The sequence below is a fragment of the Streptomyces sp. NPDC050528 genome, assembly GCF_044457795.1.
In the GTDB taxonomy this organism is placed as follows: domain Bacteria; phylum Actinomycetota; class Actinomycetes; order Streptomycetales; family Streptomycetaceae; genus Streptomyces.
In genome coordinates this window covers 148,878-167,809 of the sequence record NZ_JBITHH010000011.1, presented here as the reverse complement: position 1 = coordinate 167,809, position 18,932 = coordinate 148,878, and the positions used below count along the sequence as shown (strand labels likewise).

Annotated in this window: 21 protein-coding genes; 14 read left to right on the top strand and 7 right to left on the bottom strand. The window is 70.6% G+C overall.

Annotated features, from left to right (window positions below; translation table 11 throughout):
- Positions 1-3: 3 nt before the first annotated feature.
- Complete coding sequence (locus ACIBK4_RS34190) at positions 4-384, top strand: YchJ family protein (RefSeq protein ID WP_399001080.1); 381 nt, start codon at positions 4-6, stop codon at positions 382-384.
- 27 nt (positions 385-411) lie between these two features.
- Here the strand turns inward: ACIBK4_RS34190 and ACIBK4_RS34185 are convergent, their stop codons facing one another.
- Positions 412-1,113, bottom strand: a complete 702-nt coding sequence (locus ACIBK4_RS34185) for a FadR/GntR family transcriptional regulator (protein ID WP_366436152.1) — start codon at positions 1,111-1,113, stop codon at positions 412-414.
- Between the two features lie 130 nt (positions 1,114-1,243).
- Here ACIBK4_RS34185 and ACIBK4_RS34180 point away from each other — a divergent pair, with 130 nt between their 5' ends.
- From ACIBK4_RS34180 to ACIBK4_RS34165, 4 genes are all read left to right on the top strand, one after another.
- On the top strand, positions 1,244-1,762 hold the full coding sequence (locus tag ACIBK4_RS34180) for a gluconokinase (protein WP_399001078.1): 519 nt from the start codon (positions 1,244-1,246) through the stop codon (positions 1,760-1,762).
- A gap of 71 nt (positions 1,763-1,833) precedes the next feature.
- Positions 1,834-3,231 (top strand): gluconate:H+ symporter, encoded by a 1,398-nt coding sequence (locus ACIBK4_RS34175; RefSeq protein ID WP_399001076.1) that lies wholly within the window; start codon positions 1,834-1,836, stop codon positions 3,229-3,231.
- A 10-nt stretch (positions 3,232-3,241) separates the two neighbouring features.
- Positions 3,242-4,000 (top strand): SDR family oxidoreductase, encoded by a 759-nt coding sequence (locus ACIBK4_RS34170; RefSeq protein ID WP_399001073.1) that lies wholly within the window; start codon positions 3,242-3,244, stop codon positions 3,998-4,000.
- 17 nt (positions 4,001-4,017) lie between these two features.
- The gene (locus ACIBK4_RS34165) at positions 4,018-5,043 is read left to right on the top strand and encodes an L-idonate 5-dehydrogenase (protein ID WP_399001071.1); all 1,026 of its coding nucleotides are present in this window, start codon (positions 4,018-4,020) and stop codon (positions 5,041-5,043) included.
- A 34-nt stretch (positions 5,044-5,077) separates the two neighbouring features.
- Here ACIBK4_RS34165 and ACIBK4_RS34160 read toward each other — a convergent pair whose 3' ends face one another.
- The 4 genes from ACIBK4_RS34160 to ACIBK4_RS34145 all read right to left on the bottom strand — a co-directional run bounded on the left by ACIBK4_RS34160 (position 5,078) and on the right by ACIBK4_RS34145 (position 9,191).
- The gene (locus ACIBK4_RS34160; protein ID WP_399001069.1) at positions 5,078-5,713 is read right to left on the bottom strand and encodes a cytochrome b/b6 domain-containing protein; all 636 of its coding nucleotides are present in this window, start codon (positions 5,711-5,713) and stop codon (positions 5,078-5,080) included.
- The gene (locus tag ACIBK4_RS34155; protein WP_399001066.1) at positions 5,697-6,446 is read right to left on the bottom strand and encodes a molybdopterin-dependent oxidoreductase; all 750 of its coding nucleotides are present in this window, start codon (positions 6,444-6,446) and stop codon (positions 5,697-5,699) included. The genes ACIBK4_RS34160 and ACIBK4_RS34155 overlap by 17 nt, the downstream gene beginning before the upstream one ends.
- A gap of 114 nt (positions 6,447-6,560) precedes the next feature.
- Complete coding sequence (locus ACIBK4_RS34150; protein WP_399001064.1) at positions 6,561-8,120, bottom strand: APC family permease; 1,560 nt, start codon at positions 8,118-8,120, stop codon at positions 6,561-6,563.
- A 120-nt stretch (positions 8,121-8,240) separates the two neighbouring features.
- On the bottom strand, positions 8,241-9,191 hold the full coding sequence (locus ACIBK4_RS34145) for a hypothetical protein (protein ID WP_399001062.1): 951 nt from the start codon (positions 9,189-9,191) through the stop codon (positions 8,241-8,243).
- A gap of 410 nt (positions 9,192-9,601) precedes the next feature.
- Here ACIBK4_RS34145 and ACIBK4_RS34140 point away from each other — a divergent pair, with 410 nt between their 5' ends.
- The 7 genes from ACIBK4_RS34140 (at position 9,602) to ACIBK4_RS34110 (ending at position 14,771) form a co-directional block, all read left to right on the top strand.
- Positions 9,602-10,495 (top strand): DMT family transporter, encoded by an 894-nt coding sequence (locus ACIBK4_RS34140; RefSeq protein ID WP_399001060.1) that lies wholly within the window; start codon positions 9,602-9,604, stop codon positions 10,493-10,495.
- A gap of 33 nt (positions 10,496-10,528) precedes the next feature.
- Positions 10,529-11,050: an NUDIX hydrolase gene (locus tag ACIBK4_RS34135; RefSeq protein WP_399001058.1), complete on the top strand. Its 522-nt coding sequence runs from the start codon at positions 10,529-10,531 to the stop codon at positions 11,048-11,050.
- Positions 11,051-11,060: 10 nt separating this feature from the next.
- Positions 11,061-11,453, top strand: coding sequence for a YidH family protein (locus ACIBK4_RS34130; RefSeq protein WP_399001056.1), 393 nt, complete (start codon positions 11,061-11,063; stop codon positions 11,451-11,453).
- Positions 11,450-11,773 carry a DUF202 domain-containing protein gene (locus tag ACIBK4_RS34125; protein WP_399001054.1) on the top strand — a complete coding sequence of 108 codons (324 nt, stop codon included), beginning with the start codon at positions 11,450-11,452 and terminating at the stop codon, positions 11,771-11,773. The genes ACIBK4_RS34130 and ACIBK4_RS34125 overlap by 4 nt, the downstream gene beginning before the upstream one ends.
- Positions 11,774-12,046: 273 nt before the next feature.
- Complete coding sequence (locus ACIBK4_RS34120) at positions 12,047-12,343, top strand: hypothetical protein (RefSeq protein WP_399001052.1); 297 nt, start codon at positions 12,047-12,049, stop codon at positions 12,341-12,343.
- A 184-nt stretch (positions 12,344-12,527) separates the two neighbouring features.
- Positions 12,528-13,550, top strand: coding sequence for a phosphotransferase family protein (locus ACIBK4_RS34115; RefSeq protein ID WP_399001050.1), 1,023 nt, complete (start codon positions 12,528-12,530; stop codon positions 13,548-13,550).
- A 6-nt stretch (positions 13,551-13,556) separates the two neighbouring features.
- Positions 13,557-14,771, top strand: a complete 1,215-nt coding sequence (locus ACIBK4_RS34110; protein WP_399001048.1) for an acyl-CoA dehydrogenase family protein — start codon at positions 13,557-13,559, stop codon at positions 14,769-14,771.
- Positions 14,772-14,868: 97 nt separating this feature from the next.
- On the opposite strand, the gene ACIBK4_RS34105 is transcribed toward ACIBK4_RS34110, so the two are convergent.
- Positions 14,869-15,435 carry a hypothetical protein gene (locus tag ACIBK4_RS34105; RefSeq protein WP_399001046.1) on the bottom strand — a complete coding sequence of 189 codons (567 nt, stop codon included), beginning with the start codon at positions 15,433-15,435 and terminating at the stop codon, positions 14,869-14,871.
- A gap of 185 nt (positions 15,436-15,620) precedes the next feature.
- Here ACIBK4_RS34105 and ACIBK4_RS34100 point away from each other — a divergent pair, with 185 nt between their 5' ends.
- Positions 15,621-17,615, top strand: coding sequence for a sensor histidine kinase (locus ACIBK4_RS34100; RefSeq protein WP_399001044.1), 1,995 nt, complete (start codon positions 15,621-15,623; stop codon positions 17,613-17,615).
- Entirely contained in the window at positions 17,615-18,310 is a 696-nt protein-coding gene (locus tag ACIBK4_RS34095) for a response regulator (RefSeq protein ID WP_399001042.1), read from the top strand. The genes ACIBK4_RS34100 and ACIBK4_RS34095 overlap by 1 nt, the downstream gene beginning before the upstream one ends.
- A gap of 2 nt (positions 18,311-18,312) precedes the next feature.
- Here the strand turns inward: ACIBK4_RS34095 and ACIBK4_RS34090 are convergent, their stop codons facing one another.
- Positions 18,313-18,906 (bottom strand): TetR/AcrR family transcriptional regulator, encoded by a 594-nt coding sequence (locus ACIBK4_RS34090; RefSeq protein ID WP_366436362.1) that lies wholly within the window; start codon positions 18,904-18,906, stop codon positions 18,313-18,315.
- Positions 18,907-18,932 lie beyond the last annotated feature (26 nt).

The following is an 18,932-nucleotide window of genomic DNA, read 5'->3' as shown; positions in this document are numbered from 1 at the left end:
CCCATGACCCCACGCCCCACCTGCCCCTGCGGCCTCCCCGACCCCTACGAGAAGTGCTGCGGCCGGTACCACTCCGGCGCCGCCGCTCCCACCGCCGAGGCCCTGATGCGCTCCCGCTACGCCGCCTTCGTGCGGCTGGACGCGCCCTACCTGCTGCGCACCTGGCACCCTCGGGCGCGTCCCGCCGCTCCCCTCGAACTCGACCCGGGGATGCGGTGGACGGGGTTGGAGATCATCGACAAGACCGGCGGGTCGGCGTTCCACTCCGCAGGGACCGTGACGTTCCGGGCCTCGTACCAGGGCGGCGCGATTCATGAGCGGAGCCGGTTCGAGCGGGTCGACGGAGCTTGGGTGTATCTGGACGGGGAGTTCCTGGACGACTAAGAACAACTACAGCCGCCCGCAGCACAACTACGGCGCCAGGATGTCCAGTTCCTGAAGCGCGCCCACCGTGATCTCGCGGGTCAGCGACTCCGCGCGGGCCGCGTCGCCCTCGCGGACGGCCTCCGCGACCTGGACGTGGAGGGTGACGGCGGCCGGGTCGGGGTCCTCGAACATGACCTCGTGGTGGGTGCGGCCCGCGAGGACCTCGGTGACGACGTCGCCGAGGCGGGCGAACATCTCATTGCCGGAGGCGGCGAGGATCACCCGGTGGAAGGCCACGTCGTGGACGAGGTAGGCCTCCAGCTTGTGGCCACGGGAGTTGGCGACCATGCCGATCGCGCACTCGGTGAGTTCCGCGCACTGCTCCGCCGTGGCGAATTTGGCAGCCAGGCCCGCCGCGATCGGCTCCACCGCTGAGCGCAGCACCGTCAGTGAGCGCAGTTGCTGCGGGCGGTCGGCGCCGGCCAGGCGCCAGCGGATGACCTGGGGGTCGTAGACATTCCACTCGGCCTTGGGGCGGACGGTGACGCCCACGCGGCGGCGGGACTCGACCAGGTGCATGGATTCGAGGACGCGGACCGCCTCGCGCATCACGGAGCGGGAGACCTCGAAGTCCTTGGCGAGCTCGTCCGTGCGCAGGACACTGCCCGGCGGGTAGGCGCCCGCGGTGATGGCGGGGCCCAGGGAGTCGAGTACGCGGCCGTGCAACCCGCGGCCCGGAGTGGTCATGCACTCAGCGTACGGGGCGCGTCACGGAACCAAAAAGTCAGACTTATATGTCACAGACTCTTGAATTCGTCGTACCTAATCGGTTTCAGTGGGATCGACATCAGGTGTCGACGGAGACAGTGAGGCAGCCATGCGTACCCCCCATGTCGTCGTGGTCATGGGTGTGGCGGGCACTGGGAAGACCACCATCGGTCCCCTGCTCGCGGCCCGGCTCGGCGTTCCGTACGCCGAGGGCGACGACTTCCACCCGCAGGCCAACATCGCCAAGATGTCGGCCGGCGTCCCGCTGACCGACGAGGACCGGTGGCCGTGGCTGGACGCCATCGGTGACTGGGCACACGGGCGCGCGGGGCTCGGCGGGGTCGTCAGCAGCTCGGCGCTGAAGCGGTCGTACCGTGACCGGCTGCGCGCCGCGGCCCCTGGGGTCGTCTTCGTGCACCTCACCGGTGACCGCGCGCTGATCGAGGACCGGATGGCGCACCGGCACGGCCACTTCATGCCGACCGCGCTGCTCGACTCGCAGTTCGCCACGCTCCAGCCGCTGGAGGCGGACGAGGCGGGCGTCGCCGTGGACGTCACCGGCAGCCCGGAGCAGATCGCCGAGCGGGCCATGACCGCGCTCGAACAGGTCCCCGAGCCAACCCCCTAGTACCCGTAAGCCCCACCCCTGTATCCGGTTGGCACCTGCCACCCCATCCCCCGTATCCGCGAGGAAACACCGTGACCAGACTCAGCGTCGAGATGCTGGCAGCGGACCCCGTCGAGCCCATCACCTCGGCCGGCCACGCTCAGCTGGGCATCGCCGTACTGGCGGGCATCGCCGTCATCGTCCTGCTCATCACCAAGTTCAAGATGCACGCCTTTCTGGCGCTGACCATCGGCTCGCTCGCGCTCGGCGCGTTCGCCGGGGCGCCGCTGGACAAGGTCATCACCAGTTTCAGCACCGGGCTCGGTTCGACCGTCGCCGGTGTGGGCGTGCTGATCGCGCTGGGCGCGATCCTCGGCAAGCTGCTCGCCGACTCGGGCGGCGCGGACCAGATCGTCGACACGATCCTCGCGAAGGCGAGCCCCCGGTCGATGCCGTGGGCGATGGTCCTGATCGCCTCGGTGATCGGGCTGCCGCTGTTCTTCGAGGTCGGCATCGTGCTGCTGATCCCGGTCGTGCTGATGGTCGCCAAGCGCGGCAACTACTCCCTCATGCGCATCGGCGTCCCGGCCCTCGCCGGCCTGTCGGTCATGCACGCGCTGATCCCGCCGCACCCCGGCCCGCTGGTCGCCGTCGACGCGGTGAAGGCCAACCTCGGTCTGACCCTGGCGCTGGGCGTCCTGGTCGCGATCCCGACCGTGATCATCGCGGGCCCGCTGTTCTCCAAGGTCGCCGCCCGCTGGGTGGACGTCCAGGCCCCCGAGCGGATGCTCCCGGCCCGCCCGTCCGAGGACGTGAAGAACCGTCCCGGCTTCGGCGCGACCCTCGCCACGATCCTGCTGCCGGTCGTGCTGATGCTCTCCAAGGCCCTGGTCGACATCATCATCGACGACCCCACGCACACCGTGCAGCGCGTCTTCGACGTCATCGGCTCGCCGCTGATCGCGCTCCTCGCGGCCGTCATCGTCGGCATGTTCACGCTGGGCCGCCCGGCGGGCTTCACCAAGGAGCGCCTCTCCACGACCGTCGAGAAGGGCCTGATGCCGATCGCGGGCATCCTGCTCATCGTCGGCGCGGGCGGCGGCTTCAAGCAGACGCTGATCGACTCCGGTGTCGGCCAGATGATCCTGGACATCTCCAAGGACTGGTCGATCCCGGCGCTGCTGCTGGCCTGGCTGATCGCGGTGGCGATCCGGCTGGCGACCGGTTCGGCGACGGTGGCCACGATCTCGGCGGCCGGTCTGGTCGCCCCGCTGGCCGCCGACATGTCGACCACCCACACCGCCCTGCTCGTGCTGGCGATCGGCGCGGGCTCGGTCTTCTTCAGCCATGTCAACGACGCCGGTTTCTGGCTGGTGAAGGAGTACTTCGGCCTGAGCGTCGGCCAGACCCTCAAGACCTGGTCCGTCATGGAGACGATCATCTCGGTCGTCGCCGGCGGACTGGTCCTCCTCCTCTCGCTGATCATCTAGGGGTACGGGAATGAGTCATCCTCTCTTCGACATCAGTGGCCGTACGGCCCTGGTCACCGGTTCCAGCCGGGGCATCGGACTCGCCCTGGCCCAGGGCCTGTTGGAGGCCGGCTGCACGGTCGTCCTGAACGGCCGGGACGGCGAACGTCTCACCAAGGCCGCCGCCGAGCTGTCCGGCGATGTCCACACGGCGGCCTTCGACGTGACCGACGGTCCGTCAGTGGCCGCCGGAATCAAGGACGTTGAGGACCGGGTCGGCCCGCTCGACATCCTGGTCAACAACGCGGGCATGCAACTGCGCGCCCCGCTGCTGGAGTTCACCGACTCCGACTGGCATCGCATCATCGACACCAACCTCACCAGCGCGTTCCTGGTCGGCCGTGAGGCGGCCCGCCGGATGACGGAACGCGGCCACGGGAAGATCATCAACATCTGCTCGCTGCAGAGCGAGGTGGTGCGCCCCGGCATCGCGCCCTACGCGGCCACCAAGGGCGCCCTGAAGATGCTCACCAAGGGCATGTGCGCGGACTGGGGCCCGCGCGGCGTCCAGGTCAACGGTCTCGGCCCCGGCTACATCGAGACGGAACTGACTCAACCCCTCGTCCAGGACGAGGAGTTCAGCGCCTGGGTGCGCAAGCGGACCCCGGCAGGACGCTGGGGCCGCACGGAGGACCTGGTGGGCGGGGTGCTGTTCCTGGCGTCCCCCGCCGCGGACTTCGTGAGCGGACAGATCTTGTACGTCGACGGCGGCATGACGAGCGTGCTGTAGAGAACGGGAGTCCAGACATGCTGGGTTGTGTGATTCATGGTCAGGATGACCTGCGGGTCGACGAGTTGACGGTCCCGGAGCCCGGCCCCGGCCAGGCCCTGGTCGCCGTCCGCTACGGCGGCGTCTGCGGCTCCGACCTCCACTACTGGCGCCACGGCGGCGTCGGCGACTTCCGCCTCAAGGAACCGATGCTGCTCGGCCACGAGGTGGTCGGCACGGTCGTGTCCTACGGCCCCGGGGCCACAGGTCCCGTCCCCGGTACGGCGGTTGCCGTGCACCCGGCCACGCCGTGCGGGGTCTGCCCCGAGTGCGTGGACGGTCGCCGGAACGTCTGCCGGGACACCGCGTACCTGGGCAGCGCGGCCCGCTACCCGCACGTACAGGGCGGTTTCGCGGCCCAAGTCACGCTCCCTGCCGAGCAGTTGAGGGCGATCCCGGCGGGCCTGGAGCTGCGCCGGGCCGCCCTCGCCGAACCGCTCTCCGTCGCCCTGCACGCCGTACGACGCGCCGGGGACGTGACCGGACGCCATGTCCTGGTCACCGGCGCGGGCCCGATCGGCTGTCTGGTCGTCGCGGCGGCGAAGGCGGCCGGCGCGGCCCACGTGACGGTAACCGACCTGCTCCCGGCGGCACTTGAGTACGCCACGGCGGCCGGCGCCGACACCGTCGTACGGGCCGACGACCTGGACGACTCCGGGTGGCCGTCCGAGGTGGACGTCGCCATCGAGGCGTCCGGGGTCGCGGCCGGACTCGACACCTGCCTGCGGCTCGTGCGGCGGGGCGGGGTCGTCGTGCAGCTCGGGATGCTGCCGCCGGGGCAGAGTCCGTTCGCCGGAAACCTGGTCGTCAGCAGGGAGATCGAGCTCCGGGGCGCGTTCCGCTTCGACGAGGAGTTCAACGACGCGCTCCAACTCCTCGCCGTGGAGCCCGCGTTCGACGCCCTGGTCAGCGCGGTGGTGCCGGTGCGGGAGGCGGAATCGGCGTTCGCGCTGGCGGCGGACCGGAGCCGGTCGTGCAAGGTGCTGCTGGACTTCGGGGGCTGAGCCGAGCGACCGGCATGTCACCCCAAGGCCCCAACTACGGCTTCCAGAGCGGGTGTTCGCGCTTGGCCCAGTCCCGGCTGACCGAGCCCGTGCGCAACCCCGCCCTGGCCTCCGGATCCCCAAGTGCCATGCCGATGTGTCCGCCCAGCACGATGCCGATCGTGAGGGCGAGCCAGTCGTGGACGAAGGTCGCGCTGGTGCGCCACATGATCGGGGTGAGGTGGGTGAACCACATCATCAGACCCGTGCCGAGCATGACCAGGCTGGCGCCGGCGATCCAGTTGGCGTAGATCTTCTGGCCGGCGTTGAACTTGCCCGCCGGGCGCGCCGATCGGCGTTTGTCGCGCACCAGGGCGCCGCGCAACCAGACCCGGTCGTGCGGGCCGAAGCGGTTCAGGAAACCGAGGTTGACGCGGAAGCCGCGGGAAAAGAGGCCGAAGAGCACCGGAACAGGCAGCGCGACCCCGGCCAACTCGTGGATGCGGACGACGAGTTCACGGCGGCCGACCAGCTCGGCGAACTCCGGGATGTACAGACAGGCCGCCGTGGCCACGCAGATGCCCATCAGCGCGGCCGTGGTCCGGTGCACCCAGCGCTCGGTGCGGCCGAAGCGGCGGACGCGGGCCGACGGTTCCGTCTGCGGGGGCTGGGCTTCAGCTCGTAGGGTCATCGTCGCGTCCGTTCGACTTGCCGACCCAGGCGTCGACGTCGTAGCCCCGATCCTCCCAGTAGCCGGGCTTCACATGCTCGGTGACCGTGATGCCGGAGAGCCACTTGGCGGACTTGTAGAAGTACATGGGAGCCACGTAGAGGCGGACCGGGCCGCCGTGGTCGTGGCCGAGGGGCTTGTCCTGCATGCGCAGCGCGACCAGGATGTCCGAGCGCCGGGCCTGCTCGATGGTCAGGCTCTCCGTGTAGGCGCCGTCGAAGCAGGTGAAGCGCACCGCCCCGGCCTTTGCACGCACTCCCGCCGCGTCCAGGAGCCGGGACAGGCGCACCCCCTCGAAGGGGGTCCCGGGGACCCGCCAGCCGGTGACGCACTGGACGTCCTTGACCAGCCGGGTCTGCGGCAGCGCGCGCAGGTCGGCCAGGGTGTAGGACGTCGGCTTGTCGACCAGGCCGTCGACGGTCAGCCGGTAGTTCTCGGCGTTCTTGTTCGGCACGGACCCGGTGACCGAGTAGTAGCGGAAGCCGCCGCCGTTCGGGAGCAGTCCGGTCAGCCCGGTGGGGTCCTTGCCGGACATCGCGCCGAGGAACCCCTCCATGCCTTTCTGGAGGGCGGGCGCGGTGACGACACCGAGGGCGCCCAGACCGAGAGTGCCGAGGAGGACCCGGCGGCCGAGCGGCCGGCCCTCAGCCTTCTCCTCCTCGGGTGGATCGGGCTCGGTCGGTTCAGGTTTCACCCAGTCATTCGAACACCCGCGACCCCGGCGCGGCCAGGGATAGCGGGTGCCCGTCAGACTTCCGTAACCACTTCTTACGTGCTTCTCAGAGATCCCTCCAAGAACGCGGATGCGCTACGACGCCTCCCCGGCCGCCTTCTCCAGCTGGAACGCCTCGTTGCCGAGCCCGATGCGGGCGTGCGCCTCGGGGTTGCGGGCGCGCAGGAACAGCCCCTGGGCCAGGCCGACGAGTAGGGCCAGGACGACGATGCCGGGCAGGATCCAGCTCAGGGACGAACCGGGGCCCGCGCCGACCAGGACGTCGAAGTCCTTGACCGTGTAGACGGCGATCACGACGAGCGCGATACCGGCCAGCGCGGAGGTGACCAGCCGCCAGGCCTGGGCGCCGGCGGAGCCGCGGCGGGCGAAGAAGACGATCACCGAGAGGGAGGCCGCGGCCATCAGCAGGATCACGCCGAGCGCGCCGATGTTGCCGAACCAGGTGAACAGGTGCAGGACCGGCTCGGTCGGGTCCCCGGTGGGCTTGTCGTCGACGATCGCGAAGACGACCACGATCACCGCGGACACGGCGGTCTGGAGCAGCGAGCCGGTGCCGGGCGCACCGCTGGAGCCCGTCGTACGGCCGAACGCGGACGGCAGCAGGCCCTCGCGGCCCATGGCGAAGGCATAGCGGGCGACGACGTTGTGGAAGCTGAGCATCGCCGCGAACATGCCGGTGACGAACAGGACGTGGAGCACGTCGGTGAAGGTGCCGCCGAGCCGCGACTCGGTGAGGTAGAAGAGCAGTCCGGCGCTCTGCTTCTGGGAGACGCCGACGATCTGCGAGGGCCCCGTCGCGACGGTGAGCGCCCAGCAGCTGAGCGCGAAGAAGACGGCGACGCCACCGACGGCGAGGAACATCACGCGCGGCACGAGGATGTGCGGGCGGCTGGTCTCCTCGGCGTAGACCGGGGCCTGTTCGAAGCCGAGGAAGGCGGCGATGCAGAAGCACAGGGCGGTGCCGACGCCGGCGCCGCTGAGGGTGTCCGGGTTGAAGGCGTGCAGGGACAGGCCCTCCTTGGCCGGGTCGGCGACGGCCGCGATGTCGAAGATGACGACGAGCGCGACCTCGACGATCAGCAGAACGCCGAGCACGCGCGCGTTGACGTCGATCTTCAGCCAGCCGAGTCCGCCGACGACGGCCACGGCCACCAACGCCGGTATCCACCAGGCCACTTGAAGATGGGCGTAGGTGGAGAACAGCCCCGAGACCTCGAAGCCGAAGATGCCGTAGATGCCGACCTGGAGGGCGTTGTACGCGACGAGCGCCACCAGGGCCGCGCTCGCGCCGGCGGTGCCGCCGAGACCGCGGGAGATGTACGCGTAGAAGGCGCCCGCGTTGTGGACGTGCCGGCTCATCTCGGCGTACCCGACGCTGAAGAGGACGAGGACGACGCCGAGAAGGACGAAGAGCAGCGGCTGCCCTTCGATCCCCATCACCGCAAATGTGGTGGGCATGACACCCGCAACCACCATGAGAGGGGCGGTGGCGGCGAGCACGGAGAGCAGCAGCCCCCCGGTGCCGAGGCGGTCGGCACGCAGCGCGCGCTCCTGCCCCCTGAACGTGCTGATACCGGTGCCGCTACCTCCGCCGTCCGAGGTGGCGCTGCTCGTACTGGAACTGCCCGTCGTCATGGCGGGAACGTCCTTTCGGGGTCGCTACGGGGGCGTTGCTACGGGTTCGTTTCATCGGTGCGGGTGCGTTGCTTCGCGACGGAGGCGTCGCGACGGATGCGTTTCATCGATACGACGGCGTTACGACGTCCCGAGCGCGCTGTCGCGGGCGGCACGGAAGGCGGTGAGCGGGTCACGGTCCGGGTAGGACCACGGGGCCGGGGTCGGATGCTCCCCGATGCGATGGAACAGGGCGGCGGCCTCGGCACTTCGGCCCTCGCAACACTTCGCGTGGGCAAGGAAGTTGAGGTCGACCAGGCGGCGCGGATGACCTTCGTGCTCCCACTCCAGCCACCAGTCGAAGGCGGCCTTCATGACCTGCCGGGCCCGGCGTCCGGTCCAGTGCCCGGAGGCGGCCGGGTCGGCGGGTTCGAGGCCGGCGGCGGCGAGTACGCGGTAGCGCTCGGCGTGCGCGATGACCGGCAGGATGGCGAGCGGGGAGTCGGCGGGGGCCTGTTCGGAGGCCCAGTAGGCGAAGTCGTAGACCTCGTGCAGCGGGTCGACGCCCGCGTCGGCACGGCGTTCGGCGAGCCGGGCCACCATCAGATGGTGCGCGTGGTGATGGTCGGCGTACCGATGGCGAACCTCGTCGAAGAGCTGGACCACACCCTCGTCGGTCCCGAGGGTGTGCTCCAGAAGGAGCAGTCCGAGCCAGGGCGTCGGATCGTCGGGCAGCCGCGCGGAGGCCGTACGGCAGGCCTCACGAGCACGCACGGGCTTCTCCTTGCCCGCCAGCGTGCGCTGCACCAGGGCCAGGGCGAGCAGCACGGAGGCGTCACCGGACTCGGGTTCGGCGAGCAGCCAGTCGCGGGCCCAGGCGGCGGTGTAGGACTCCAGGGCGAGGACGGTGACGCGGTGGGCGCGGGCGTCCCAGTCGTCGCCCGTCTGGGCGAGCAGACCACGCACCGCCTGCCAGCGGCCCTGGGCCAACGCGGCCCGCGCGGCGACGAGTTCAGTGTCGTCGAGCGCGGCGTCGAAGGCCTGGGAGGCGCGCTTGTGGCGGCGTCCGAGGGGTGGCGGGGGTGGGGACACCCGGGTATTCCTCACGATCCTCACGCGACGCTGCGGGACATCGGCCTGCCATCGGCCGATCACGCACAGCAAACCCTCCACCAATACTTCACGTCAAGTGCCGAACCGTTGTTACACCTGTCAACTTCCCTTACAGAAGCGGCACTTGTGGCTCAACCCCCTACCCGGGACGGTACGCTGCCAACCGTTCACGGGTCACCGGTGTGGCGTAGGCCATGGCGCTCGGGCGCACGACGGCGGACGATGGCAGCACGGTCCCGCCGCAGCCTCCGATCGTGCCCACGGTCGTCAGAGCATCGTGACCGGGTCAACCGCCCGCTTCCGGGACTCCCGGGGGCAAGCCGGGCCCTGGGGAGCTACAGTCGCCCCAACGCACCCCGTAGCCCGGCCTGACGATCGAGGTACGCAGCGTGTCCCTACTGGTTCTGATGCTCTCCGTGAGCGCGGCCTGTTGCCTCGGCTTCGGGTTCGTGCTCCAGCAGAACGTGGCCCAGCAGGCACCCCTGAGCGACTTCCTCTCCCCCAGACTGCTCCTCGACCTGATGCGGGTACCGCGCTGGCTCGGCGGCATCGGCCTGATGATCGCGGGCATGGTGCTGGGCGCGATAGCGCTCAGCAAGGGCGAGGTCTCCCTGGTGGAACCCCTCCTCGCGACGAACCTCCTCTTCGCCCTGGCCCTCTCCCGCAAGCAAACCCGACAACCCCTGGGCCGCCAGGGCTGGACGGGCCTGGCACTCCTGGCGGGCGGCGTCACGACGTTCATCGTCGCGGGCGAACCACGCAGCGGCACGGCGGTCACCGACCCCTTCCGCCACTGGCTGATCATCGGCGTCATGGTGGGCCTGGCCCTCCTCCTCACGACGTACGCCAAACGCTCCCGCCTCAGCTCGGCCCCGGTCCTCCTGGCCCTGGCGGCCGGCCTCCTCTACGGCGTCCAGGACGCCCTCACCCGCGTCAGCGGCCAGCGCTTCACCGAGGGCGGCCTCACCGAACTCCTCACGGGCTGGCAGCCGTACGGCGTGCTCGCGCTCGGCGTGACCGGCCTGGTCCTGGTCCAGAGCGCCTTCGAAACAGCTCCCCTCCGCATGTCCCTCCCGGCCCTCACCGCGGCCCAGCCACTGGCCGGCATCATCTGCGGAGTGGGCTTCCTGGGCGACAGGCTCCGCGCCGACACCGGCGCCCTGGCCTGGGAGGCGGCAGGCCTGGCCGGAATCGTCGTAGGCATCCTGCTCCTGGGCATGCACCCCGCAATGCCCCGCGGCACAACAAAGCCGAAGCAGACCCCGGCCCTCCAGCCGCACTGAGACAACCTGCCTGCCCCCTGTTTTGATGAGGGCATGAACCCGGCTGACGAAATCCTCAACATCGTCGACGAGCAGGACCATGTCGTGGGCCAATCCCCCCGAGGCGAGGCCTACGCGCAGGGCCTACGCCACCGAGCGGTCTTCATCCAGACCCGCGACGCACACGACCGCGTCTTCATCCACCGCCGCACCCCCACCAAACTCGTCTTCCCGTCCCTCTACGACATGTTCGTCGGCGGAGTGGTGGGAGCGGGCGAGTCCTACGACGACGCGGCACTGCGCGAGGCAGAGGAGGAACTCGGCGTCGACGGCCTGCCCCGCCCCACCTTCCTCTTCAAGTTCCTGTACGACGACGGCGCCGGCCAGACCTGGTGGTCGGCGGTGTACGAGGTGCGCTGCGACGTGCCGGTCAGCCCACAGGTGGAGGAGGTCGCCTGGCACGACTTCCTCGACGAGGGCGAGATCGAGCGACGGCTGAACGACTGGGAATGGGTACCGGACGGCTTGGCGGCCTACGCCCGCCTCAAGGCGCACCGGCAGGAAACGGCCGGATAGGGTCCTGCCCGTGATCGATTTTGCACGGAACGTCCGACTGTGGTTCGCACCCCAGGAGATCGGCGAGGAAGGCGCAACCCCCGACTACCGCTTCTCACTGGCGAACGAACGCACCTTCCTGGCCTGGCTGCGCACCGCCCTCGCATTGATCGGCGGGGGCTTCGCGGTGGACCAGTTCCTGCCACACCTGCGCTGGGCCTGGCGAGCCGGTCTGGCACTCGCACTCCTGGCGGCCGGCGTCCTGTGCTCCCTCCGCGCGGTCAACCACTGGGTCCGCTGCGAACGGGCGATGCGCAGGGGCGAGGACCTCCCGGTCTCCCGCTTCCCCGCCCTCTTGAGCATCGCCGTAGCGATCGTGGCCGTGGCGATGGTCGTAGTAGTCCTGGCCGGCTGGGCCGGATGACCCGCCCCCCGACCCCGGACCGCGACCCGGGCCTCCAACCCGAACGCACCCGCCTGGCCTGGCGCCGTACGACCCTGTCGAGCACGGTAGCCGCGGTCCTGGCGATGAAGGCGTCCCTGCACGGCGGAGTACGCGCAGAGGGAATCATCATCTGCACCCTCTGCTGCGCCCTGTGGCTCGGCTTCCTGACGATCGCCCACCACCGCATCCGCACCCTCGCCGCAGGCGGCATCCCTCCAGCCCTGTCCCCACGCCACGCCACCGCGGCAGTGCTGTGCACGGTGGCCGTGGCGGTATGCGCGGCGGCACTTGTGTATTGAGGGGCTCGGAACGGCCCACGCACCCGCACCCGCAGCCGCCGACGAGACGGGAGCGGGTCGTGGCGGTACGGCGCAGCCCGCCGCTCAGCCGGCACCAACCCGTTCAACCATGGCGAGAAACCAAAGGGCCCGACCGGCGGCGGGCTCGCCGTACCGCCACGACCCCGACCCCACAACACACCTGCGGGCGAACAAACCCCGGTTCACCCGATATGCCCGTTTCCCGTGGCACCCTGTCCGACGTCATCGCCCGCACTTCCGAAGGTGAGCACCATGACCACCCTTCACCTGGAGCACAACTCCCACGCCCACACACACGGCCCGGACTGCGGCCACCCCGCGGTGCCGCACGGGGACCACGTCGACTACGCCCACGACGGCCACCTGCACCGCGAGCACGGCGGCCACTGGGACGAGTGCGAGCCGGGCGCCCACGTCGCCCACCAGGAACACGCGCACCAGCACGGCCAGGACTGCGGCCACGAGAGCGTCCTGCACGGCGACCACGTCGACTACGTCCACGACGGCCACCGCCACGCCCTGCACGAGGGCCACTGGGACGACCACTGAGCGGACATCCGCAACGGGAAACCCCCCGGAACCACCGACGCACAGCTCCCCGTCGCCCAGCGCGGGGAGCTGTCGGCTTATCGTGGCCCCGATCACGTTGCACGTTCCGCTCCCCTACTGGACGACATACCGACCGGTCGGCATGATGGGGGAAGACGTGTTCCTCCATTCACAGGAGTGATGTATGAGCCCCGACCACCCGCCCGGACTCGATCTCGACCGCCTGCGCGGTCTGCTCGACCGCGAGCGGCCCGGTCTGGTGACCGGCGCCCTGTCCGGCCGGCTGATCGAGGGCGGACGGTCGAACCTCACCTACGCGGTCACCGACGGCACCGCGAAGTGGGTCGTACGGCGCCCCCCGCTCGGCCACGTCCTGGCCACCGCGCACGACATGAAGCGCGAGCACCGCGTGATCAGCGCCCTGCACCCGACGAACGTCCCGGTACCGAACCCCATCCTCCTCTGCGAGAACGACGAGGTACTCGGAGCCCCGTTCTACGTCATGGAGTTCGTGGAGGGCACCCCGTACCGCACGGCGGACGACCTCGCCCCGCTCGGCCCCGACCGCACCCGGGGCGCGGTGCTCGAACTGGTCGACACCCTGGTCGAGTTGCACGCGGTGGACCCCTCCCAGGTCGGCCTCGCGGACTTCGGCCGCCCCGAGGGTTTCCTGGACCGCCAACTCCGCCGCTGGGGCAAGCAGTTGGACGCCTCCCGCAACCGCGAGCTGGCCGGAGTCGAAGAGCTGCACGCGGCCCTGGGCCACCAACTCCCCACCTCCCCCAGCCCCGCCGTCGTGCACGGCGACTACCGCCTGGACAACGTCCTGATCGGCGAGGACGACAAGATCAAGGCGATCCTCGACTGGGAGATGTCCACGCTCGGCGACCCGCTCACCGACCTGGGCCTGCTGGTGATGTACAGCATCCCGCTGGACCTCCCCAACTCTCCGATCTCCACCACCGCTTCGGCCCCCGGCCACCCCACACCCGCCGAGCTGATCGAGCGCTACGCCACCCGCTCGGGCCGCGACGTCTCGGCGGTCTCCTGGTACACGGCATTCGCGTGGTTCAAGCTCGCCGTGATCCTGGAGGGCATCCACTACCGCTACACCCTGGGCCAGACGGTCGGCCGCGGCTTCGACCGCATCGGCGAACTGGTACCCGTCTTCATCGAGCACGGCCTGACCACCCTTCAGGAAGGCTGATCCACCATGGACTTCGCGTACGACGCACACACCGAGGAACTGCGCGCCAAGCTCCTGGCCTTCATGGACGAGTACGTCTACCCGGCCGAGCCAGTGGCCGAGGAACAGCGCGCCCGGCTCGCCTCACCGTGGGACACCCCCGCTGTCGTAGGGGAGTTGAAGGCGGAGGCCCGCAGGCAGGGCCTGTGGAACCTCTTCCTCCCGGACTCCGAGTACGGCGCCGGCCTCACGAACCTCCAGTACGCCCCGCTGGCCGAAATCACCGGCCGCTCCCCGCACTTGGCGCCCACCGCGCTGAACTGCGCGGCCCCGGACACCGGCAACATGGAAGTGCTTTACCAGTTCGGCGACGAGCAGCAGAAGAAGCAGTGGCTGGAGCCACTCCTCGCAGGCGAGATCCGCTCGGCATTCGCGATGACAGAGCCGGAGGTAGCCTCCTCCGACGCCACGAACATCACGACACTGATCGAGCGCGACGGCGACGACTACGTCATCACGGGCCGCAAGTGGTACATCTCCGGGGCGATGAACCCGGACTGCAAGATCTTCATCGTGATGGGCAAGACGGACCCGAACGGCGCGGACATCCGCCGCCAGCAGTCCATGATCCTGGTCCCCCGGGACACCCCGGGCGTCACGGTCAAGCGCGCGATGCAGGTCTTCGGCTACGAGGACCACTCCCACGGCGGCCACGCCGAGGTGATCTTCGACCACGCGCGCGTGCCGGCGACAAACCTGATCGGCGAGGAGGGCGGCGGCTTCGCCATCGCCCAGGCACGGCTCGGCCCGGGCCGTATCCACCACTGCATGCGCCTGATCGGCATGGCCGAGCGGGCGATCGAGCTGATGTGCCAACGCGCCGTCTCCCGCGTGGCGTTCGGCAAGGCGCTGGCCCAACAGGGCGTGGTCCACAACTGGATCGCGGACGCCAGGGTCGCCGTGGAGCAACTACGGCTGCTGGTCCTCAAGACGGCCTGGATGATGGACACGGTCGGCAACAAGGGCGCCCACGCGGAGATCCAGGCCATCAAGATCGCCACACCCCGCACGGTGGTCGGCATCCTCGACAAGGCGATCCAGCTGCACGGCGCGGGCGGGGTGAGCCAGGACTTCCCGCTGGCCGAGCTGTACGCGAGCGCCCGCACCCTGATGCTGGCCGACGGCCCGGACGAGGTGCACCAACGGTCGCTGGCGCGGCGGGAGTTGAAGAAGTACCTGTAGTACCTGTCGGCAAGACCGCGAGAACTGGAGGGATGTGCACCCGGTCCACATATCCGGTGTGCGCACCCCTCCAGCCTCATTCCCCCGAGGTGGATGGTCAGTTGGGCGTGCTCGCCCTCAACGTCCAGCCCTGCCGGCAGGTGTGACCGAAGGTCCCGATGTCGCACCCCTCGACGGTGAAGACGTAGGCGCCGGTGTTCCGCTCCAGCACCCGGATCCGCCCGGCCGTCCCGCCGCCGAACTCCCGCTGGGTGCCCCCGGGGTCGGAGGCGCTCGTCCAGCGGACCAGGAACGAGTCGTAGCGGTGCTCCGGGGCGGTGGTGCCCCAGTTGAAGTAGGCGTAGCCGCGGTCCTCCCACGCGGCGACGACCATGTTGGAGCCCTGGCGCGGCGACCAGGTGGCGGTGCCGTAGGTGAAGTACTGGCGCTTCCCGGCGTAGGCGCCGTTCAGGTACACGTCCCTGGTGCCGGTGGTCGGACACCCGAGCCAACCGCTCGCCCCACCGAGCGCGCTCCAACGCTGGTAGATGTGGGCCTCGTTCACGGCGATGCCGCACGCGGCCCGCGCCGGTGTCTGCGCGGCGGCCGGCACCGCGGCCGTCCCGCCGAGCGCGAGCAGGGAGCCCAGGACAACGCCGGTCAGGCGCCGCTTCGTTGACAGCATGGTGTTTCCCCCGTTGTTCTGGTCGATCGGTCGGGCGAGGTGTCCGCCGTCCCGCTGCCACGAGCATCGCCCCACCGACGGCCGGGAGTTGAGGGGAAGCCCCCGGGCATCACCGGGGACTTCTCCCGGGTGGACCGGGAAGCGTTCCCGAGACACCCGGGCGCCGCGCCCCCACGATGGGACGCATGGACGACCGCGACGGCCGCACCCCGCTCCGCACGGCCACGGCGTACGTACTCCTGGGGCTGGCGGCACTCCAAGTGGCCGTAGGGGCAGTCGCGTTGGGGGCGGCCGGGGTCTCCACCGCGGACGTGATCCGCTACGACATGGTCGTCGACCTCGCGGTCGGTCTCGCCTACCCGGTCTGCGGCACGGTGATCGCACTGCACCGGCCGCGCAACCCCATCGGCTGGCTGCTGATCGCGTACGGGCTGGGCCACGCGTTCACCGGGATGTCGATCGGACTGGCCGTCGAGGGCCTACGGCTGGGCTGGTCACCGGAGTTGCTGCACGCGCTCACCACCATCGGCCGCCACACCTGGATCCTCGGCAGCTCCACGGCGTTCGTGCTCGTCTTCTTCCTGTTCCCCGACGGCCACCTGCCCGACCGCCGCTGGCGCTGGGCCCTGGTGGCCCAACTCCTCTCCTCCCCCCTGGACTTCGCCATCTGGGCGCGGGACGACTGGGGCCTGTTCCGCGGCACACCGGCGCAGCCCTCCTACCTCCCGGTGCCGCACGGCTGGATGCCGGTCCTGCGCGACATCGAGACCGCCAAGGCCTGCCTGGTGCTGGCCGCCGTGTTCACGGTCATGGTCGTCCGCTACCGGCGCGGCGGCGAACAGGACCGCCGCCGACTGCTGTGGCTGATCGCGGGAATGCTGCCCCTGGCGCTGAGCGTGGCCCTGCAGATCATGGGCTTCCCGGCGGTCTACACATCCTGCTGCACCCTGTTCCTGCCGACCGCCATCATGATCGCCGTGGTCCGCGAGGAGCTCCTCGACATCCGCCTCGTCGTCTCCCGCAGCCTGCTCTACGGCGCGCTCACGGTCGGCGTGGCCATCACCTACGTCGGCCTGGTCACCTCCGTCCAGGCCCTGCTCAACCCCGACCCCGCGCTGCTCGGCCCGGCCCTGATCGCCGTCACCCTCGCCCTCGGCTTCGAACCCGCCCGCCGCCTTCTCCAACGCATGGTCGACCACGCCCTGTACGGCGACCGGCACGACCCGGTGCGCGCGGTCTCCCGCATCGGCGAACGGCTGGCCGGCACCGGCGTCGGCGCGGTCCCGGAGGCGGTCGGCGAGGCACTGCGGCTGCCGTACGTGTGCGTGGAGTCGAAGTCCGGGGTGACGGACGGAAGTTGGGGCGAACCAGGTGAACGCATCCACGCCATAGCCCTCGACTACGACGGCCGGACCGTCGGCGCGCTGGTGATCGGCCTGCGCCCCGGCGAACAGCAGCCCGCCACCGCCGACTTGGCGGTCCTGGAACTCCTCGCCGTACCGCTGGCCGCCGCCCTGCACGCCACCGACCTCACCCGCCAACTCCAGCACTCCCGCGAACGGATCGTCGCCGCCCGCGAGGAGGAACGCCGCCGGATCCGCCGCGATCTGCACGACGGGCTCGGGCCGACGCTCGCCGGAGCCGCCTTCCAGACCGACGCCGTACGCAATCTGCTGACGTTCGATCCGGAGCGGGCGGCGGCGCTGCTCACCGAGGTGCGGGCCGAGGTCGGGGGCGCGGTCGCGGAGGTGCGCCGACTCGTGGACGGTCTACGGCCGCCGGATCTGGACCAGTTGGGGCTGCTGGGCGCGTTGCGGGAACGTGCGGTGCGGCTGTCCTGGCGGGCGGACGGCACCCCGATCCAGGTGCGGGTCCGGGCCCCGGAGCGGCTGCCCGCGCTGCCCGCCGCCGTGGAGGTGGCCGCGTACCGCATCGCGATCGAGGCGCTGACCAACGCGGCGCGGCACGCCCGGGCCTCCCGTGTGGACCTGCACATCGAGATCGGCGACGGACTGCGCCTGGAGGTGTGCGACGACGGTTCGCCGGCGGACGAGGAGACCGCGTGGACGCCGGGCGTGGGCATCACGTCGATGCAGGAGCGCGCGGCGGAGCTGGGCGGCCGGTGTGTGGCGGGTCGGGGGCGGGTGGTGGCGACGCTGCCGTTGGGAGAGGCGATGTGATGGGGATGGAACCTGAGGACGAGGACGGCGGGGACACCCTGCGCGTCGTCCTCGCCGACGATCACCCCGTGGTCCGTACCGGACTGGCCGCACTCCTGGAGTCCGTGCGGGACGGCACCCCGCGCGTGCGGGTCGTCGGGGTCGCCGCGAGCGGGCGGGAGGCGGTACGGGCGGCGGTGACCCTGCGCCCGCACGTGGTGGTGATGGACATCCGGATGCCGGACCTCAACGGCATCGAGGCGACCCGGGAGATCGGCCGCGTGGCGCCCCGGGTGGCCGTGCTGATGCTCACGATGGTCGAGGAGGACGACTCGGTGTTCGCCGCGATGCGGGCGGGCGCCCTGGGCTATGTCCTCAAGGGCGCGGGCCAGGACGAGATCGTCCGGGCGATCCGGGCGGTGGCGGCGGGCGAGGCCATCTTCGGCCCCGGTGTCGCCAGGCGCGTGCTCGGCCATCTGAGCAGACTCCCGGACCGCCCCGACCCGTGCCCGACCCTCACCCCGCGCGAGCGGGACGTCCTCGCCCTGATCGCCGACGGCCAGCCCAACGCGACGGTGGCCACCCGCCTGGGCCTGTCCCCGAAAACGGTCAGCAACCACATGTCGGCGGTGCTCGCCAAACTGGGCGTGGCGGACCGCGCGGAGGCGGCGGCCTGGGCCCGCGAGGCGGGGCTCGCGCCGCCTCCCGGGCCGTAGACCTACGGGCGCAGCGCCCGCATCAGCAGGTCCGCGAGGTGGTCGGCGACCTGCTGGGGGGTGAGCGGGCCGCCGGGGCGGTACCAGGTCGACAGGTGGTGGACCGAGCCGAAGTGGTAGTCGACGACGAGGTCGGCCGGGGTCGCCGTGGAGAAGACGCCCGCGCGCTGGCCCTCCTCGACGAGCCCGCGGAAGCGCTCGTGGTAGCGCCGGCGCTCGGCGCGCACCTGCTTGTTCTTCTCCGGGCTGAGGTGGTGCATGGACCGGAAGAAGATCGACGCGTCGTCGAGGTTGTCGATCGTCGTCACGACGACGTCCGCGGCCGCGTCCCGAAGCCGTTTCTCGATCGGCTCGTCGGCGGTCGCGAACACCTCCAGGCGCTCCTGCTGGACGCGCAGCACGCGCGCGTACACCTCGTGCAGGAGGTCGTCCTTGGAGCCGAAGTAGTGGTACAGCGCCCCCTTGGTGACGCCTGCGGCCTCGACGATCTCCTGCACCGAGGTGCGGTCGTAGCCCTGCTCGGCGAAAAGTCGGGTGGCGGCGGCGAGGAGCCGCTGCGGGACAGGAGCCCCGTCTCCGTCGGTCGTCCTGGGCACTGCCGCCACCTGCCTTTTCTGACTGT

Coding starts and splice junctions, on each gene's coding strand:
- ACIBK4_RS34110 (WP_399001048.1), top strand. CDS start 13,557: ATGGACTTCGCGTACGACGCACACACCGAGGAACTGCGCGCCAAGCTC.
- ACIBK4_RS34115 (WP_399001050.1), top strand. CDS start 12,528: ATGAGCCCCGACCACCCGCCCGGACTCGATCTCGACCGCCTGCGCGGT.
- ACIBK4_RS34170 (WP_399001073.1), top strand. CDS start 3,242: ATGAGTCATCCTCTCTTCGACATCAGTGGCCGTACGGCCCTGGTCACC.
- ACIBK4_RS34190 (WP_399001080.1), top strand. CDS start 4: ATGACCCCACGCCCCACCTGCCCCTGCGGCCTCCCCGACCCCTACGAG.
- ACIBK4_RS34135 (WP_399001058.1), top strand. CDS start 10,529: ATGAACCCGGCTGACGAAATCCTCAACATCGTCGACGAGCAGGACCAT.
- ACIBK4_RS34120 (WP_399001052.1), top strand. CDS start 12,047: ATGACCACCCTTCACCTGGAGCACAACTCCCACGCCCACACACACGGC.
- ACIBK4_RS34160 (WP_399001069.1), bottom strand. CDS start 5,713: ATGACCCTACGAGCTGAAGCCCAGCCCCCGCAGACGGAACCGTCGGCC.
- ACIBK4_RS34150 (WP_399001064.1), bottom strand. CDS start 8,120: ATGACGACGGGCAGTTCCAGTACGAGCAGCGCCACCTCGGACGGCGGA.
- ACIBK4_RS34185 (WP_366436152.1), bottom strand. CDS start 1,113: ATGACCACTCCGGGCCGCGGGTTGCACGGCCGCGTACTCGACTCCCTG.
- ACIBK4_RS34095 (WP_399001042.1), top strand. CDS start 17,615: ATGGGGATGGAACCTGAGGACGAGGACGGCGGGGACACCCTGCGCGTC.
- ACIBK4_RS34125 (WP_399001054.1), top strand. CDS start 11,450: ATGACCCGCCCCCCGACCCCGGACCGCGACCCGGGCCTCCAACCCGAA.
- ACIBK4_RS34165 (WP_399001071.1), top strand. CDS start 4,018: ATGCTGGGTTGTGTGATTCATGGTCAGGATGACCTGCGGGTCGACGAG.
- ACIBK4_RS34100 (WP_399001044.1), top strand. CDS start 15,621: ATGGACGACCGCGACGGCCGCACCCCGCTCCGCACGGCCACGGCGTAC.
- ACIBK4_RS34105 (WP_399001046.1), bottom strand. CDS start 15,435: ATGCTGTCAACGAAGCGGCGCCTGACCGGCGTTGTCCTGGGCTCCCTG.
- ACIBK4_RS34180 (WP_399001078.1), top strand. CDS start 1,244: ATGCGTACCCCCCATGTCGTCGTGGTCATGGGTGTGGCGGGCACTGGG.